17 protein-coding genes and 2 pseudogenes are annotated in these 16591 nt (G+C 61.5%); 3 read left to right on the top strand and 16 right to left on the bottom strand.

The genetic code is table 11. The annotated features are described in order from the left end of the window. The coding region (locus PMI11_RS37940) for a hypothetical protein (protein WP_210161448.1) at positions 1-206 on the top strand (206 nt) is incomplete at its 5' end. Between the two features lie 141 nt (positions 207-347). On the opposite strand, the pseudogene PMI11_RS27435 reads toward PMI11_RS37940, so the two are convergent. Further along, positions 348-818 (bottom strand): annotated as a pseudogene (locus PMI11_RS27435) (LysR family substrate-binding domain-containing protein); the annotation flags it as partial. Between PMI11_RS27435 and PMI11_RS27440 the strand changes: the two are divergent. Beyond that, positions 814-1800 (top strand): annotated as a pseudogene (locus tag PMI11_RS27440) (cyclic nucleotide-gated ion channel); the annotation flags it as partial. The pseudogenes PMI11_RS27435 and PMI11_RS27440 sit on opposite strands and share 5 nt — an antisense overlap. 495 nt (positions 1801-2295) lie before the next feature. On the opposite strand, the gene PMI11_RS27445 reads toward PMI11_RS27440, so the two are convergent. From PMI11_RS27445 to PMI11_RS27490, 9 genes are all read right to left on the bottom strand, one after another. Further along, the gene (locus PMI11_RS27445; protein WP_007823816.1) at positions 2296-2772 is read right to left on the bottom strand and encodes a GNAT family N-acetyltransferase; all 477 of its coding nucleotides are present in this window, start codon (positions 2770-2772) and stop codon (positions 2296-2298) included. After that, entirely contained in the window at positions 2772-3056 is a 285-nt protein-coding gene (locus tag PMI11_RS27450) for a type II toxin-antitoxin system TacA family antitoxin (RefSeq protein ID WP_007823818.1), read from the bottom strand. The genes PMI11_RS27445 and PMI11_RS27450 overlap by 1 nt, the downstream gene beginning before the upstream one ends. A gap of 570 nt (positions 3057-3626) precedes the next feature. Next, a complete protein-coding gene (locus PMI11_RS27460; RefSeq protein WP_007823822.1) occupies positions 3627-4136 on the bottom strand; it encodes a GNAT family N-acetyltransferase in 510 nt (169 codons plus the stop codon). Positions 4137-4160: 24 nt separating this feature from the next. After that, positions 4161-5054 carry a LysR family transcriptional regulator gene (locus PMI11_RS27465; RefSeq protein ID WP_007823824.1) on the bottom strand — a complete coding sequence of 298 codons (894 nt, stop codon included), beginning with the start codon at positions 5052-5054 and terminating at the stop codon, positions 4161-4163. A gap of 62 nt (positions 5055-5116) precedes the next feature. Next, positions 5117-6313 carry a multidrug effflux MFS transporter gene (locus PMI11_RS27470; protein ID WP_280110108.1) on the bottom strand — a complete coding sequence of 399 codons (1197 nt, stop codon included), beginning with the start codon at positions 6311-6313 and terminating at the stop codon, positions 5117-5119. 88 nt (positions 6314-6401) lie between these two features. Continuing rightward, positions 6402-7388, bottom strand: coding sequence for an aldo/keto reductase (locus tag PMI11_RS27475; protein WP_007823828.1), 987 nt, complete (start codon positions 7386-7388; stop codon positions 6402-6404). A gap of 127 nt (positions 7389-7515) precedes the next feature. Beyond that, positions 7516-7905 carry a nuclear transport factor 2 family protein gene (locus PMI11_RS27480; RefSeq protein WP_007823830.1) on the bottom strand — a complete coding sequence of 130 codons (390 nt, stop codon included), beginning with the start codon at positions 7903-7905 and terminating at the stop codon, positions 7516-7518. Next, complete coding sequence (locus PMI11_RS27485; RefSeq protein ID WP_007823832.1) at positions 7902-8891, bottom strand: aldo/keto reductase; 990 nt, start codon at positions 8889-8891, stop codon at positions 7902-7904. Before PMI11_RS27485 ends, PMI11_RS27480 begins: the two co-directional genes overlap by 4 nt. A gap of 40 nt (positions 8892-8931) precedes the next feature. Further along, on the bottom strand, positions 8932-9921 hold the full coding sequence (locus PMI11_RS27490; protein WP_007823834.1) for an aldo/keto reductase: 990 nt from the start codon (positions 9919-9921) through the stop codon (positions 8932-8934). Positions 9922-10036: 115 nt separating this feature from the next. Between PMI11_RS27490 and PMI11_RS27495 the strand changes: the two genes are divergently transcribed. After that, positions 10037-10933, top strand: coding sequence for a LysR family transcriptional regulator (locus tag PMI11_RS27495; RefSeq protein WP_007823836.1), 897 nt, complete (start codon positions 10037-10039; stop codon positions 10931-10933). Here the strand turns inward: PMI11_RS27495 and PMI11_RS27500 are convergent. The 6 genes from PMI11_RS27500 to PMI11_RS27525 all read right to left on the bottom strand — a co-directional run. After that, on the bottom strand, positions 10930-11646 hold the full coding sequence (locus PMI11_RS27500) for a DUF4405 domain-containing protein (protein WP_007823838.1): 717 nt from the start codon (positions 11644-11646) through the stop codon (positions 10930-10932). The genes PMI11_RS27495 and PMI11_RS27500 overlap by 4 nt on opposite strands. Then, a complete protein-coding gene (locus PMI11_RS27505) occupies positions 11643-12116 on the bottom strand; it encodes a cytochrome P460 family protein (RefSeq protein WP_007823840.1) in 474 nt (157 codons plus the stop codon). The genes PMI11_RS27500 and PMI11_RS27505 overlap by 4 nt, the downstream gene beginning before the upstream one ends. Before the next feature lie 173 nt (positions 12117-12289). Further along, positions 12290-12934, bottom strand: a complete 645-nt coding sequence (locus PMI11_RS27510) for a nucleotidyltransferase family protein (RefSeq protein ID WP_007823850.1) — start codon at positions 12932-12934, stop codon at positions 12290-12292. After that, complete coding sequence (locus PMI11_RS27515) at positions 12931-13848, bottom strand: XdhC family protein (protein WP_007823852.1); 918 nt, start codon at positions 13846-13848, stop codon at positions 12931-12933. The genes PMI11_RS27510 and PMI11_RS27515 overlap by 4 nt, the downstream gene beginning before the upstream one ends. Before the next feature lie 9 nt (positions 13849-13857). Continuing rightward, positions 13858-16056 (bottom strand): aldehyde oxidoreductase molybdenum-binding subunit PaoC, encoded by a 2199-nt coding sequence (gene paoC / locus PMI11_RS27520; RefSeq protein WP_007823854.1) that lies wholly within the window; start codon positions 16054-16056, stop codon positions 13858-13860. Positions 16057-16058: 2 nt separating this feature from the next. Further along, positions 16059-16591, bottom strand: a 533-nt coding sequence (locus tag PMI11_RS27525) for an FAD binding domain-containing protein (RefSeq protein WP_037072342.1), incomplete at its 5' end; no start/stop codon positions are given.

Raw genomic sequence — 16591 nt, forward strand, 5'->3', positions numbered from 1 at the left:
GTCGGAATTCTGATCAGAGCCAAGATAGCGCCAGCCCGGGCGGTGATGCCCGGGCTGTGTTCGTTTCAGCAAGCGCCATAGTGGCTGTGGCGCGGCTTTGTGTGCTGGTCGCAAGAGAAGATCTGCCCAGCCTGTTTAGCCGCTTACTGGCACTCAACTTTCTTACCGCGACTTCTCGTCGTGACAGGCGCGCCGGTGTCTCGTAAGCAGCTACTCTAGGAAACTGCGGCGATTACCTCCAAGTTGCATACCCCGCCTGCGCCACATCAGCGAAGCGTCCGGGAACGTTGCGCATTCCCACGTGTGCGGATTTGCCAATCCCGCGGCCGCCTCAAATAAGGTTCGCTTCACCGTCCCGGCCGCGCCAGCGATCGGGCAATATCGATGATGTCGTCGCGGGCGGCGGTCGGATCTTCCCGGTTCCAGGCCACACCAAGCCCGATCTTGAAATCGACGCCCCTCACCTTCTTCAGTTCAAAGCCGCGGTTGGGCAGATCCTGCGTCCATTCCGGCACGAAGCCGATGCCAGGACCGGCTGAGACCAGCGACACCAGCGAAAAGGTGTCGTCGCAGCTATAGGCGATATTGCCGGTCAGATCGTGCTCCTCGAAGTTTTCCGCGAAATAGCGCTCGCTGTAGGAGAGGTTCTGACGGGAGAAGGAGATGATCTTCTCACTGCGCAGATCCTCGATGTCGATCTCGCTCTTCAGCGATAGCGGGCTCTCCCTGGCGACCGCCAGCAGGTAACGCTCATGGGCAATCGAGAAGAAGCGTAAGGAGCCGATATTCTCCACCGGCCGGATGAAGCCGAGATTGACGACGCAGGGCCTTACTGGTCAGGAGAGGCTTGTCTTTGAGCTGCTACTCGCGGCAATTTGGCTTGCTTATGTCCTCCAATTGAGCGGCACATTGCTTTCACGGCGACACCGCTTGTCGGGCGGGATGCCGGCCCTCGTGATCGATTTGCTCGCGGTTCTGGTTCCGGCTGCTGCATTCTTGTTCGTTGGGTCCCGTGATCGAAACCTCTATTGCGCCATTTGGCTTCTCAAGCCGTTGCGCGACTCGACCTTTTTCAGGCTGCTGGCAAAGGTGGTCGCGAATGAATCGCGCAATCTGCTTGGCGTGACATCGGTGTTCGGCATCGTTCTTTTTGGTGCTGCGTTGGCCGGTTATATCATCGAGCGAGACGTCCAGCCCGATACGTTCGGCAGCATTCCGCAGGCGATGTGGTGGGCGGTCGTGACGCTGTCGACGACTGGCTACGGTGACGAGATCCCGCAGAGCCTTGCAGGTCGAGTTCTGGCCGGATTGGTGATGATGAGCGGGATCGGTATTTTTGCACTTTGGGCCGGCATCCTCGCCACCGGCTTCTACGAAGAGGTTCGCCGCCAAGACTTCGTTCGCAACTGGCAATTGATCGCTGCCGTACCCCTGTTCCAGAAGCTTGGTTCCGCTGCACTGATCGAGATCGTTCGGGCGTTGCGGCCGCGCATTGTCCCCGCAGGTGCCGTGATCTGCCGCAAGGGCGATGTTGGCGATCAGATGTTCTTCATTGTCGAGGGGCGGGTCACCGTGGCGACACCCGACCATCCAGTGGAACTCGGTGCCGGAAACTTCTTTGGCGAGATGGCGCTGATCAGCGGCGAACCGCGCTCAGCGACGGTCAGCGCAGCAACCGAGGTATCGCTGCTGTCGCTCTACGTCGTGGATTTCCAGATGTTGTCGAGCAGTAGTCCTGACATCGCGGAGACCATCCGCAAGACGGCGCTGGAGCGGCGGGGCGGGCCGCCGAAGGAATAATCCAAGCCGGCGGGCTGCGGCAATGCCGCAGGCGGTAGGGGTTACGCCTTGACCGGCTCATAGCGCAGGATAATAGCGCCGGCCGCGGTCGTCGTGCTGTCGAGTCATGCAGCGACTTGGCATGCCGGTCAGCGACGACACCATCCTGCGGCAGTTGACGCCGGATGCAGCGGGTGCAGCGGGTGCTCAACTCAATTCCGAGACACGAGTGACTGGAATCGATGACTGGAGTTGGCGGCGCGATAATGGGCCGCCGTCCACGTTGGAGTCGAAGCCGCTTCGAGATCCAGAAACCGGTCAAACGCCGGCATGATGGTTCCCCGGCAGACCGACGGCCACCTCTTCGACCAGGCGCTTCAACTCCGCGATATAAGCGGCGCGTGTATCGTCCTCCACGCGCGTCAATGAACGACGCCTTATACGCTTCGGGTATGGAAATGCGCGCGCCTTTGCTGGTCACACGACAAATCCGAATGTGTATTGCCGTCAGAAGCCTTATCGAGCTTTCAACGACAACACCAAGGTCATGGGGTTCGCCGGCGAGGCCATAAACCCATAATGCTCATAGAAGGCCTTGGCTTCGTCGGAGATTGCGTGAACGAGGAGACCGCGAATACCCATGATATGCGCTGCCTGTCCGGTGCGCAGCACGGCGTCCTGCAACAGTGCGGATCCAATACCTTTTCCCTGCCAGTTGCGGTCAATGGCCAGACGGCCAAGCACCGCCATGGGAACGGGATCGGGCATGTTGCGCCGGATTGCTCCCGGCGCATCTGCGACCGCGAGCGCTCCCGATGACAGGCAATAATAACCTACAACGCGCTCGCCTTCGCACACCACATAGGTTCGCGAGGCACCGCTGACCTGATTGACCCGTGCCCGGCGGCGCAGCCATTCATCGAGGCTGTCGTGCCCGCTATCGAAGAGCTGGAGATCGTGCGCCTCGCCGAGAAGCGCCGGTGCTGACAACATTACGGCTGCCAGGGTTTGGGAGCGTTCATCAGCCGTTCGAAGCCTTCGCCGCCCGGCGGCTGGTCGAGCACGGCCAGATAGTGTTTATAGCTGTCGGGATCGACCTGCACCAATGTCTGCTCGAGAAGCGCGTCTTCGGCGGCGCGGCGCGCGGCGTCGATCATGAAATCCGAGCGGGTTTTCCCGTGGGCCTTGGCGGCACGGTCGATCAGGACGCGGACGTCCTCACGAACCTTCAAATTGACGGGGCGTTTATGGCTGTCGGTTGCGTTTTTACTGGTCATGGCATTTTTTCCTTCAAGGCCAACATAGCACAAACGCATACACAATGTGTATCTATTTCTTGCGGCATCGCGGTTCGATGGCCTTAAGCCGCCATTTCAGCTCTCCGGACATGAGCGTCGACGGCTTCCATGGCGAACGGGTCCGGCGTCACTCCCAGTAGCAAGCTCGCCCTCAATCTTAGGAAGCTGCGATAGCCGGTTCGTTGCATCCATCTCGATGTTCACGCTCATGTCCTGAACCTCGATGATGAAACTGCGGTTGGATGTTCGAGCAAAGGGGCGGAAGCCAATGAGCAGCTCAATAGTGTCGTCTTCCCCATCGTCGCCCCCCTCATACTTAAGGAAGTTATCACAAAGATGGACAAGAAATGTTAAGTCATTGCTAAAATACAATTCACGTACGTGCATGCGTGGCGAAGCTCTATTAAAGAAACGGTGCTACAAGGGTAATCGTTGTCTTGAAAATCGCCGGTATGGTTCAACAATTGCTGCGTTACTGCTTTCTTCCGTCGTTGCCGCGCGTTGCCTTCAACCTGCTCTCGGCCTCAAGTATTGCCTCGTCGATCAGCCTTAGCCGCCGTTCAACTGAAGCGTCATCTCGATCATCGTCGGCAGGAACCCCAAGGATTCGAACAGACGCTGACCTGCGTCGTTGCGATGCGCGGTCGACAACACAACCTGCTGAGCACCTAAAGCACGAAGGCTCTCAACTGTAGCCGTGAGCAATGCCCGCCCTACGCCTTGGCGTCGCCGGGCTTGATCGACGAAAATGTCGTGGATCAAGCCCGCGGGACCACGCAACGCCATGTAGTCCGGCCCTTCGACGCCGGCATAGACATAGCCCGCGACGACACCGTCTACCTCCGCCGCGAGAACGAGCACGTCAGCTTTTCCAAGCTGGCTCTTTAAATAAGACGAATACATCGCGGGCGTGCGCGAGCTTGCCGCAATGAACCGTGACCGATCCCACGCGTGGTGGATCGATATGAGCTGAGCGCCATAGTTCCCAAGGACATCGACGTCCTCCTCCCTTGCAGCCCGTATTCTGACGTCGCTGTTCGTTTGCAAATCGATCTCCATGCCCCTCACTGCCTGGAGCTTATGTCAGCCACGATACCGAAGCGCTTCGACCAGAACCGAGAACGCGGCCGAAGGTTGCCGCCTGCTCGGATAGTAGAGGTGGTAGCCCGCGAACGGCGGACACCAGTCTTCCAGTACCCGGACGAGCTGCCCGCTAGCGACGTCGTCGGCAACATGGTCTTCCATCACAAATCCCAATCCAAATCCGTCGAGGGCCGCGCGCACGATCATATTCGTGTTGTTGAAGGCAAGCTGTCCTTCGACGCGCACACGCAGTTCGCGTTCGTCCTTCTCCAGCTCCCAGGCATAGAGGCCACCACCGCTCAACATCCGAAGATTGATGCATGTATGCGCAGCTAGGTCCTGGGGCGTGATCGGTTCCGGATGCTGGGCGAAGTACTTTGGAGAACCGACGATCGCCATGCGCAACTCCGGCCCGATCCGAACCGCGACCATGTCCTTCGCCAGTGCTTCGCCCAGACGCACCCCGGCGTCGAAGCGTTCGGAGACGATGTCGGTCAGGCTGGAGTCGATCACGAGTTCGACGTTGATCTCCCGATACTCCGGCAAGAGCTTCCGCAGTGCCGGCCAGAGCACGGTCGTCGCAGCGTGTTCGGACGTGGTGATGCGGATGTTGCCCGCCGGGCGCTCGCGCAGTTCGCCGAGCGACGCCAGCTCGGTGCCTATGCTGTCCAAGGCAGGCCTCAGCGTGGCGAGCAGGCGCTCGCCGGCCTCCGTCGGAGCGACGTTGCGCGTCGTCCGCGTCAAGAGGCGAACGCCGAGACGGGCCTCAAGTCGGCGGATCGTATGACTGAGGGCGGACTGCGAAGTTCCAAGCCGTGCGGCAGCACGCGTGAAGTTCTGTTCTTCGGCGACCGTCATGAACGCATTGAGATCGACAAGTTCCTCGCGCCTCATTCATGAACTCCTAGCATCGATCGCTTCCGGATTGCGCAAGTTGAAGCAGCCATTCGGATCGGTCAACCTTTGGATCGCGGCAACAGGGCGAGACTTGCGAAACTGCCGATTCCGGCTATGGCCACCACGGCAGCCAAGGGAAACGATGTTCCATCGGCAAAGGTGCTGACGGCCGCAGAGCCGACGATCCCGCTGCCATAGTGGAGTGCGCCGACGAGCGCGGATACGGAACCAGCCCGTTCTGGAAAGTCCTGCATCGCTCCGCCGATCGAATTGGCGACGATGAGACCCGACCAGGCAACGAACACGAAGAGCGGGATCGCCAGTCCTGCCAGCCCGCCCCAACCCGTGTACCCAGTTACCGCGAGCACGACGCCGCAGAGCGCCGTGCCTCCCGCGCCGAACCGAAGCAGTCCTCGGCTCCCGAACCGGGTCACGAACCGCGCGTTGAGGACGTTGGCAAGCATGATGCCGACGATCCCCAACGCGAACAGGACGCCGTAGAGCTGCGGCGCGACATGATAATAGTCGATGAAGGCGAACGGCGTTCCGGCAATATAGGCGTAGACGCCCGCGTAGAAGAAGCCTCCGACGGCGGCAAAGCCGATCAGCCGGTGGTCGACAATAAGACTTCCATAACCCCGCAGCGCGGACAGGATCGAATCCTTTCTGCGTCTTTCGATTGGAAGAGTCTCGGGGATCGTAAACAGCGCTGCAAGCGTCGCGACGCCGACGACCATCAGCAGCCAGAAGATTGCGCGCCAACCGGCGAACACGAGGATCTGCCCGCCGACGATTGGCCCCAGAAGAGGCGCCACTGCCATGACGGTGATGAGGGCCGACAGCATCTGTGCCGCTCGGCTTCCCTCGTAGAGGTCCCGCACCATCGCCCGCGACAGGACGACGCCAGAGCACGCGCCGACCGCTTGGACGATACGCCAGCACATCATCTCGGTCGACGTGCCGGACATGGCACAGCCGGCGGATCCCAGAATGAACAGAAGTAGTCCCGCCGCGACTGGCAGACGCCGTCCGTGCCTGTCCCCTAGCGGCCCCCACACAAGCTGCCCAAGACTGAAGCCGACCAGGAAGCCCGAAACGGTAAGTTCCATCGATCCGGCATCGGCGTGCAGGTCGCCCGCCATGGTCGGCATGGCAGGAAGATAGAGGTCGGTCGAGATCGACGCGAACCCCATCAAGGCGCTTAGGACAGCCAGCACCCTGAGCCTAGGCGGTATCTTCTCAACAGCGACATCCACCGCGAAGGCAGGAGCAGCTTGGGCAAGATCTTGTGACAATGGATAAGCTTTCAAAGGAGGAAGGCGCCTCTCGGCGCCTCCAGGGAGATCAAAGACCGGTGGTCTTCATGAGCTGTTCGGGATAGCGCTCGCCTTCGACCTGGATCTTGGCGGCGGCCTCGTCGAGCTCGGCGATTTCGGTCGACGTCAGTTCGACCTCGGCGGCGGCGAGGTTCTCCTCGAGACGATGCAGTTTCGTCGTTCCGGGAATGGGCACGATCCACGGCTTCTGCGCCAGCAGCCAGGCGAGAGCGATCTGGGCGGGCGTCGCCTTCTTCTCGTCGCCGACGCGACGGATCAGGTCGACGAGCGCCTGGTTCTTCTCCATGGCTTCCGGAGTGAAGCGGGGCAGCAGCTTGCGGAAGTCGTTCTCGGCAATCTTGCTGTCCTTGCCCATCGCACCGGTCAGGAACCCCTTGCCAAGCGGGCTGTAGGCGACGAGGCCGATGCCTAGCTCTTCACAGGCCTCCAGAATGCCGTTCGTCTCCGGCCCGCGCGTCCACAGCGAGTATTCGTTCTGAAGCGCCGTGACCGGCTGGACGGCATGCGCTTTCCGGACGGTCTGCGCGCCGGGTTCGGACAGGCCGAAATGCTTCACCTTGCCTTCGGCGATCAGGTCCTTCACGGCTCCGGCCACGTCCTCGATCGGAACGTTGGGATCGACGCGGTGCTGGTAGAACAGATCGATGACGTCGATGCCGAGCCGCTTCAACGATGCGTCGGCGACCTTTTTGATCTGCTCCGGTCGGCTGTTGGTGCCAGCCATCTTGCCATCCTGGATGTTGAAGCCGAACTTCGTCGCGATGACGACCTGATCGCGAACAGGGCGCAGGGCCTCGCCGACGATCTCCTCGTTGGTGTAGGGGCCATAGACTTCGGCGGTGTCGAAGAAGGTAACGCCGAGGTCGACGGCGTCGCGCACGAGCTTGATGCTCTCTTCGTTGGCGAGCGCGTACCCGTACGAGAAATTCAGGCCCATGCAGCCGAAGCCCAGCGCGGTGACTTCCAGTCCTTGTCCAAGAATTCTCTTCTTCATGATCGACACCTCTTTCATTTCGATGGGGCGACCATATGCCGATGGCCTCCTTGCGATTAGCCCGTTAGATTGGCATGCGGTTATGAGCCGAATTCATGGGTGGCCCGCTGAATTGGTCATCCTTGCTTCAATAGGTCGAAGTCAGAAGCTCGCGGAGCTTCCATGCTCCGCCCTTCCAGACGTAGGTTTCGGTGAACTGGAGCCGGTAGACGCCGCGGTGCTCGCCCATCCTGACCGTGAAGACCGCCCTGCCGGTCAGCACCGCCTCGCCGTCTTTCATCGCGACGGACGCACCCTTGGGTTCGATCGTCTCATAGACGAACCGGCCGGAGCGCAGTTCGTCGATCCATTCCCTCTTCGAGGAGACATGGCCGGTGATGTGGACGAAGTGCAGCTCGTCGTCGAACAACTCCTCCACGCAGTCGATGTCGCCGGACGTCTTCCACCCGAACTTCGCCAGGGAGAGTGCGAGTATCTCGTCCTCCGGAGCGGACGTCGGCCAGTTAGGTAGCGTCATCGGTACGAATACTGGAGAACGGCTTCGGGAAGACGTGCCCCGCGCACCTCGATCTCGGCCGACCGCTGATCGAGTTCGGTCGCCTCCGCGGGCGTGAGCGAGATCGCGGCAGCGCCGATGTTTTCAACGACCCGCTCCAGTCTGCGGGTTCCTGGGATGGGCACGATCCACGGCGTCCGGCCAAGCAGCCATGCCAGAGCGATCTGGGCTGGCGTGGCGTCCTTGTCCTTCGCGAATTCCTTGATCAGGTCCACGAGCTGCTGGTTCGCCGATATTGCATCCTTCGCGAACCTCGGGGAATTCTGGCGGAAGTCGGAGGACTCGAACTCGGTGCTGGCGTCGACCTTGCCTGTCAGGAAGCCGGCGCCAAGAGGACTCCACGGCACGAAGCCTATGCCAAGTTCTTCGCACAGCGGGAGGATTTCCGGCTCCGGCTCGCGGGTCCACAGAGAATACTCGCTCTGGATCGCCGTCACCGGCTGCACCAGATGTGCCCGCGTGATCGTCGATGCAGCGGCCTCAGAAAGACCGAAGTGCTTCACCTTGCCATCGGCGATCATGTCTTTGACGGCGCCTGCGACGTCTTCGATCGGAACGTCCGGATCGACGCGGTGCTGGTAGAGCAGATCGATCGTCTCGACGCCAAGGCGCTTGAGCATGCCTTCGGTCGCGCGCTTGACGTGATCCGGGCGACTGTTCAGACCGGGTCGGCGCTCGCCGGTCTCAAGGTCGATGTTCCAGCCGAACTTGGTCGCGATGACGACCTTGTCGCGGACGGGACCGAGCGCCTTGCCGACAAGAACCTCGTTCGTAAACGGGCCATAGGCTTCGGCTGTGTCGAAGAAGGTGACCCCGATGTCGAAAGCGCCGCGGATCACGCGGATCGCTTCACCTTCATCCGGGGAGGCCCCGTAGGTGGACGCAAAGCTCATCGTGCCGAAGCCCATCTCGGAAACTTCGAGGCTGCCAAGTAGACGGGTTTTCATGACTGGATCCTTTCCTGAGGTTGGAAAACGAACGGTGGCGCTATCGGTCGATCGCGGCGTCGAGCCCTTCGGACAAAGGCGCGCCCTTGATGTCGAGGGTGGTGAAGGCGACGTCAATCTTCTCTAGGTCGTCAGTGGTGAGCTCGACTTCTGCCGCGTGAAGGTTGTCGTTAAGATGCGTGACTGCCGTGCCACCTGGGATCGGAACGACCCATGGCTTGCGGGAGAGGAGCCACGAGAGTGCGATCTGAGCGGGCGAGATGCCTTTCTCCGCACCCAGGCTCTTGAGGAAATCGACGACCTTGAAGTTCGCCTCCAATGCCTCCGGCGTAAAACGCGGGAAGTCTTTGCGAAGGTCGTTCGGGTCGTCGAACGTCATGTCCTTGGTGATCTTGCCTGTCAGAAATCCCTGTCCGAGCGGTCCCCACGCGACAAGCCCGATGCCCAGCTCTTGGCAGAGTGCGAACTTCGCAACCTCCGGCTCGCGCATCCAGAGCGAATAGTGATCCTGGATGGCGGCGACCGGCTGGATTGCATGCGCCTTCCGGATGTTGGCCGCGCCGGCCTCGGAGAGGCCGAAGTGCTTGACCTTGCCTTCGGCGATCAGGTCTCTCACCGCCCCCGCGACGTCTTCCATCGGCACGGTGGGATCAACGCGGTGCTGGTAGAGAAGATCAATGCGATCGGTCCGCAACCGCTTCAGCGAAGCTTCCACGACGTCGCGGACATGTTGAGGGCGGCTGTCCAGTCCAACAATCTGATGGTTGCCGTCGATCTTGAAGCCGAACTTGGTGCCGATCAGGACCTGATCCCGGACCGGTTCGAGGGCTTCGCCAACCAGCTCCTCGTTGACATAGGGTCCATAGCCTTCGGCCGTATCGAACAGCGTAACGCCGCGTTCGGCCGCGGTTCTGATGACCCTGATCGCCTCGTTCCGATCGGTTGCCGGTCCGAGGCCAAAACTAAGCCCCATGCATCCGAGGCCGATGCTCGAAACTTCGAGACCGTCTCCGAGTGTGCGTGTCTTCATGATGAACTCCTAGAACCGCGGCCTTGCCGCCCAAATTGATCGTTGGACAATAGCCTCGTTGCTCACATTTCATTAGACGGTATAATCGGCATTCGGTTTTGAGAAAGATTCATAAATGCCCAAGGGGAATATCAACGACATTCAGGTCTTTCTGGCGGTGGCGCGCGAACAGAGCTTCACCAAGGCTGCGGCCAAGCTCGGCGTCTCGCCGTCCGCCGTCAGCCATGCCGTCCGGCTTCTTGAGGAACGCCTCGGAGTCCGGCTGGTCGCCAGAACGACGCGGAACGTGTCGTTGACAGAGGCCGGAGAGAGGCTGTTGAATTCGGTCGAACCGCATTTCGACGGGATCGACGCCGCCCTCTCGGCACTCACCGAACTGCGGGACAAGCCTGCAGGCACCGTACGTATAAACAGCAGCGATCACGCGGCGACGTCCTTCCTGTGGCCCGCGATCGAACGCCTCCTGCCCGGCTATCCGGACGTCACGTTCGAGGTCAGCGTCGACAACGCGATCGCCGACATCGTCGCCGAAAGGTTCGATGCGGGAATCCGTCTTGGAGAACGACTGGACAACGACATGGTCGCCATCCGAATATCGCCGGACATGCGAATGGTGGTCGTCGGCTCGCCGGACTATTTCAGCAAGCACGGCTCTCCGAAAGCCCCTCAGGAGCTGTCATCGCACTCCTGCATCAACATCCGGCTCCCAACGCATGGAGGCTATCTGGTCTGGGAGTTCGAGCGCGGCGGCAAGGAATACAAGATCCGACTGGACGGAGCCCTGACCTTCAACAACGCGGGCATGGCACGCACTGCGGCACTCGCAGGAGCGGGCCTCGGCTACCTGCTGGAAGACTTTGCGATGGACGATATTCGGCAGGGACGCCTCGTGACGGTTCTCGACGACTGGAGTCCGCCGTTTTCCGGCTATTACCTTTACTATCCGAGCCGTCGCCAGATGTCTCCTGCGCTCGGTCTTCTTGTGGAGGCGCTGAGATATCGCGAAACCTAGGCCTGCGCGCGCTTCCGACGTCGCGACCATCCAGCTAGAACGGCGTCGCCATAATAGGTTGCGACCGAGACGAGCAGCAGCACGGCCGCCCAGCGCACGAAAAACGGCAGCACGCTCACTTCGAAATCCCAGAAATCTACGCTGTAGCCGAATGACAGCTTGGTCCCGACGTCAAGCACGGAGAAGCTCATGAGCCCGAACCCGGCCGCCACGACCGCCAACCCTCTTGAAACCCACACCGTCGTCGGTCCGGCATACGGCAGTTCGAAAGCAGATTGGGCAATGGCGACGAGACGCGACCAGTGCAGACCAAGATGGACGCCGACGGCAACGATGACCCAGTAGGCCGAGAACCAGTGGATTTCGCTCACGACGGGACCGTCCGGCAGCGGAAGGAAGCGGAACAGGGCCCTGGAGATGGAAAGGCTCGATACCATCAGGATCAGCATGTTGAGGATCAGGGCGAGATGGAAGCCGACCACCAACACCCGGCGGAGACCGTAGCGGCCTTTCACGAGGTTCTTGAACCACGTGCGGTTGGTGTAGATATGCCAGGCGAGCAGCACGAACATCACGGTTCCGAACAGCTCGTGCGGAATGTTGTCGAGCCACCAGTAGCCCAGCGCGAGAAGCAGCAACAGTGCCATCGCGCCGGCGACCGCCACTCGCATTTTGAGCGATCGCCGTGCCTGTGCGATGACGGGAGCGCTCACGATCCGAACGCCTGCGCTTCAGGCAGCGTGAACATGAACTGGCTGTCCTGCCGCGACCTGTGGCAGGAATAGCAGCGGGCAGTGTTTTCGTCCGCCTTGATCGAACGATCGGGATGAAACCACTGGAAGGCCCACTCGTCGGCGCCCTCGCCCACTTTCTGCGAGACGAAGTAGCGGAACACCTTGCCGTTGCGGTAGTCCACCAGGACCATATGCGTTCCGACCGGCACAGGCGACCCTGCCTTCAGCGCGGCCAGTGCCTCGGGACTGGTCATCATGTGTTCGGCGGACACCCCGCGTTCCACGGTCGTGTAATGCTCAAGCTCCTCGATCGGCGGGAAGGTGACGGCATTCGCCTCCGCTCGAGCGCCTGGAAACTCGCCGTCCATCAGAAGCATCACCGACGCCAGCAGGACGACCAGCGCGGCGCCGGCGATTGCGATCGCTATCTGCACCAGTTTCTCTCTCACAAGCGAATCCTTCCGAGCTGCGCCCGCGCGTAGCGAACCTCCCATTTTTCGAGACGGTCAGGCAGATTGAAACAGAGCCAGATGGTAGCAAAGCTGTCTTCGCGCGATTAGCCCGCGAGATCAGCATGTCGCCATGAACAGTATTCATGAATAGCGGGGTGCGATGTCGGGTATTACTTGGTCTCTTTCTTCCCCGAGCCTGGGAGTGTCCCGCCCGCGGCCAGCACCTGTTCCACCGTGTCGACGTCGAGCAGCGCCGTCGCCCCGATTTCAACGTCGACAACCTGAATTCCACTGCTCTTCACGAGCGAGCGTGCGCCGATGTCCCCTTTAAGCTCCTGAAGGTCGCCGTGCAGGATTCGTGGGAAGATAACTGGATTGCCTTGCGTCCCATGGCCGACGGCGCGCACGATGGAATTTGCGCCGGAACCGCGGAAGGCGGCGACAAGAACGTCGAGATGCTCGGTCAAAAGATCGGGCATGTCGGCCAGCGTGATCATGATGCCGTCTGGAGCTGTTCGCGCAGCCGCGGCTACGCCCAGTCGCAGCGAACCGGCCATGCCGCTTTCATAGCCCTCGTTGCGGATGATGCGGCACGGCAGGTCGTGGATCGGCGCGGTAACCTCTTCGTGTCGGTGACCCGCGACGACGAAGACGCCCGTGCAATCGCAGCCCAATGCGTTGGTGACGGATCGCCGAACGAGCGGAATACCGTCGAAGGTGGCCAGCAGCTTGTGGGGGCCGCCTTCCCCCATTCGGCTCGACCGGCCTGCCGCCAGGACGACGATGGCGACCGACGCACCTCGTTCCGCATTCATCCGTGTACCGCAAGGCGGGCTGCCGCGACGTCGGCAAGTACGGACAGGGCAAGCGAACTCGCGTCCCGCGTCGGACCGAAGAATCCAATAGGTGCCTTGATGCGGTCGATCTCGACTTTTGACCAGCCCGAAGCGCGCAAACGCTCCTCGCGACGTCTGTGCGTACGCGTGCTGCCAAGGGCGCCAATGTAGAAAGCAGGTGACTGGAGGGCCGTTCGAAGAACCCGGTCCTCAGCATCGAGATCGTGGTGAAGCACCACCGCCGCCGTCGCCTCGTCGATCGTGTCCTCGCCATTCATCGCCTCTTCTCGCCAGACGGCGTCGTATCCCGAGGCGTTCGCCACTGAAGCCACCGCTCGGGCCTCCAACGTTTGACCGGAGATGACGATCCTTGTGCGAGGTCGGTACAAGCTTATGAATTCGTCACTGTTCCATCCTGACCGCGATGGTGGGTCCACCGCGCGGAGCCGCTCATAGGCAGGATGGTAGCAGAGCGCCGTCCTCCGTCGCTGTCGCAGGCCTTCAAGGACTCCGTTGATGAGCCCGCCGTCCTTCACGACATGGAGGGCGATCGTAATGCCTCCCCCGCAAGGCAGTACGATGTCAAAGAACGGCGACCCCTCGCCATACCGGATCATGCGATCGCGTCGCTCGGCGATGGCGACGAGAGCCTCGGAGGCGACGGCCGCCTCGACGCATCCGCCAGAGACGTAGCCACAGAACCTTCCGTCCGAGGCAACCGCAAGCTGAGAGCCGAGCGAACGGGCCGCCCCTCCGCGGATGTCGACAAGCGTCGCAAGGGCGACTTCGCCCCCTTTCTGCAAGACAGCCGCAGCGAAGGACAGGATTTCTTCGGGATCGTCGGTCGGGATCGCCCGGACCGGGGTCGGAAGAGAGAGCAGAATCTGGTCCATGTCACCGCCTCAGGCCACGTCGGGAAGCTCACCGATCAGCTTGTCGAGCGTGATCGGATAGTGACGGACCCTGATGCCCGTCGCGTTGTAGATCGCGTTGGCGATCGCCGCGGACACGCCGCAGAGACCGAGCTCTCCGATCCCCTTTGCCTTCATCGGCGACGACATAGGATCCGTCTCGTCCATGAAAATCACTTCCTGGTGCGGGATGTCGGCATGCACGGGAACCTCGTAGCCGGCGAGATCATGGTTGACGAAGAAGCCGCGCCGGGTGTCGATTGCAAGCTCTTCAGAGAGCGCACCACCTGCACCCATAGTCATCGCGCCGATGACCTGGCTGCGGGCGGTGATCGGGTTCAGAATGCGGCCGGCGGCGCAGACTGCGAGCATGCGTCGAATTCGCGTCTCACCCGTGGAGACGTCGACTCCGACTTCCACGAAATGCGCCCCGAACGTCGATTGCTGGTGCGTCTTTGTCAGGTCTCCCCATTTTATCGTGTCTTCGCCGACAAGTCCTTCATCGGCTGCGGCCTGCGCCAGCGGCACCGAGCGGTTGCCTGACCTCACCTGTCCGTTTTCGAAGACGACGTCTTCCGAGTCGAAGCCGAGCTTGCAGGCGACGGCTTCGCGGAGCTTTACGCATGCGGCGTAGACGCCGGATGTCGCCGAGTTCGCGCCGAACTGGCCGCCGGAACCGGCCGACACCGGAAAGCGGGAATCACCGAGCTGGACCGCCACCTTGTCGATGCCGACGCCAAGCATCTCGGCCGCCGTCTGGGCGATGATCGTATAGCTCCCGGTGCCTATGTCCGTCATGTCGGTCTCGACGGTTACGACGCCCTCCTTGTCGAGCTTCACCCGCGCGCCCGACGGCATCACGAGGTTGTTGCGGAGCGCAGCTCCGACGCCCATGCCGACCAGCCACTGTCCCTCGCGGCGGGTGCCTGGCGCGCCACGTCGATCCCAGCCGAACGCCTTGCTTCCACGCTCGAGGCAACCAATGAGGTCACGATGCGAGAACGGCCGTTCAGGTTTTTCGGGATCGACCTGAGTGTCATTGACGATGCGGAACTGGATAGGGTCCATGCCGACCTTCACGGCCATCTCGTCGATGGCAATTTCGAGCGCCATCAGTCCCGGTGCTTCGCCGGGCGCGCGCATCGCGTTGCCCTCGGGAAGGTCGAGCGTCGCAAGGCGCATCGCCGTCATCCGGTTTGCCCCGGCGTAGAGAAGCCGTGTCTGATTGACAGCCGTTTCAGGCCCGCCGCCCGGAAGGTCACCTGACCAACTCTCATGGGCGATCGCGGTTATCTTTCCGTCGCGCTCCGCTCCGATGCGAATACGCTGGATTGTGGCAGGGCGATGCGTCGTGTTGTTCGCTATGAAGGGCCGTGGGAGCGCTACCTTGACCGGCCGCCCGACCGCCTTGGCGGCAAACGCGGCGAGGACAGCGTCGGAACGGAGGAACAGCTTGCCGCCGAAGCCGCCGCCGATAAACGGGGACATCAAGTGGATCTTCTCCTTATCGATCCCTAGCGTCGTCGCGAGATCGGTGCGCCACCAGTCGATCATCTGGCTAGACGTCCAAACCGTCAACGCGTCGCCGTCCCATGCTGCGATGGACGCGTTCGGCTCCATCATCGAGTGCGACTGGTCAGGGGTCGAATAGGTTTCGCTCAACGTGACCGGGGCCGCCTCGAAGGCGGCCTCGAAATCGCCGACTGCCGTGTCCGGCTCCTGGGAGTCGTCGGGCTTTTCTGCCGATGCCATGGCGGCCTGGAGATCGAAGATCCCCGGCTGTTCCTCATAATCCACCTTGATCAACGCCGCTGCGGAACGCGCCTGTTCGAAGGTCTTGGCGACAACGACGGCGACGGCCTGATGGTAGTGCTGGATCTCGGAGCCACCGAAGAGCTTGGCCGTGTTGAACTTGCCCTTCTTCAAGTCGCCCACGTCGAGCGTCGTGACGACGGTGAGCACCCCTGGCGCTTTCTTGGCGGCGCTCGCGTCGATCGACTTCACTTTGCCCTTGGCGATCGCCGCACCGATGGGATAGCCGTAGACGTAGGACACGTCCTTGTCGTGCCATTCGTAGGCATACATCGCCCGTCCGGTGGTCTTGAGTTCACCATCTAGGCGGTGGATCGGTTTCCCGACCACCTTCAGCTGGTCGATTGGATTCGTGGTTGCTGGTTTGTCGAACTGCATGATTATCCCCTAGCCTCCATCATGACGGCGCCGAGCGTTCTCTCGACGAGGTCGATCTTGAAGCGGTTCTGCTCGGTGGGACGGGCCTCCGCCATCAGCACGGCAGCGGCAGACTTGGCGCCCTTCCTGAGCTCGGCATCGGCCTCTTCGACGCGCCAGGGCTTATGGGCGACGCCCCCGACGGCAACGCGGCCCGTCCCATCCGGCTGGATGATCGCGCCGACGGACACGAGCGCGAAAGCATAGGATGCACGGTCCCTCACCTTCTTGTAGACGTGCTTGCCACCGATGGGTGGCGGCAGGACGACCGCGGTGATGACTTCGCCGGGTTCAAGTGTCGTTTCGATATGCGGCGTCTCTCCGGGAAGACGGTGGAAGTCCGCCATCGGAATGGATCGCTTCGTCCCGTCGGCCTTCACAGTCTCCACCACGGCGTCCAACGCCCGCATGGCGATCGCCATGTCGCTTGGATGCGTCGCGATACAGGCGTCGCTAACCCCGACCACCGCGTGCTGGCGGGTGAAGCCGCCGATCG

This window comes from Rhizobium sp. CF142 (assembly GCF_000281145.1).
Lineage (GTDB): Bacteria > Pseudomonadota > Alphaproteobacteria > Rhizobiales > Rhizobiaceae > Rhizobium.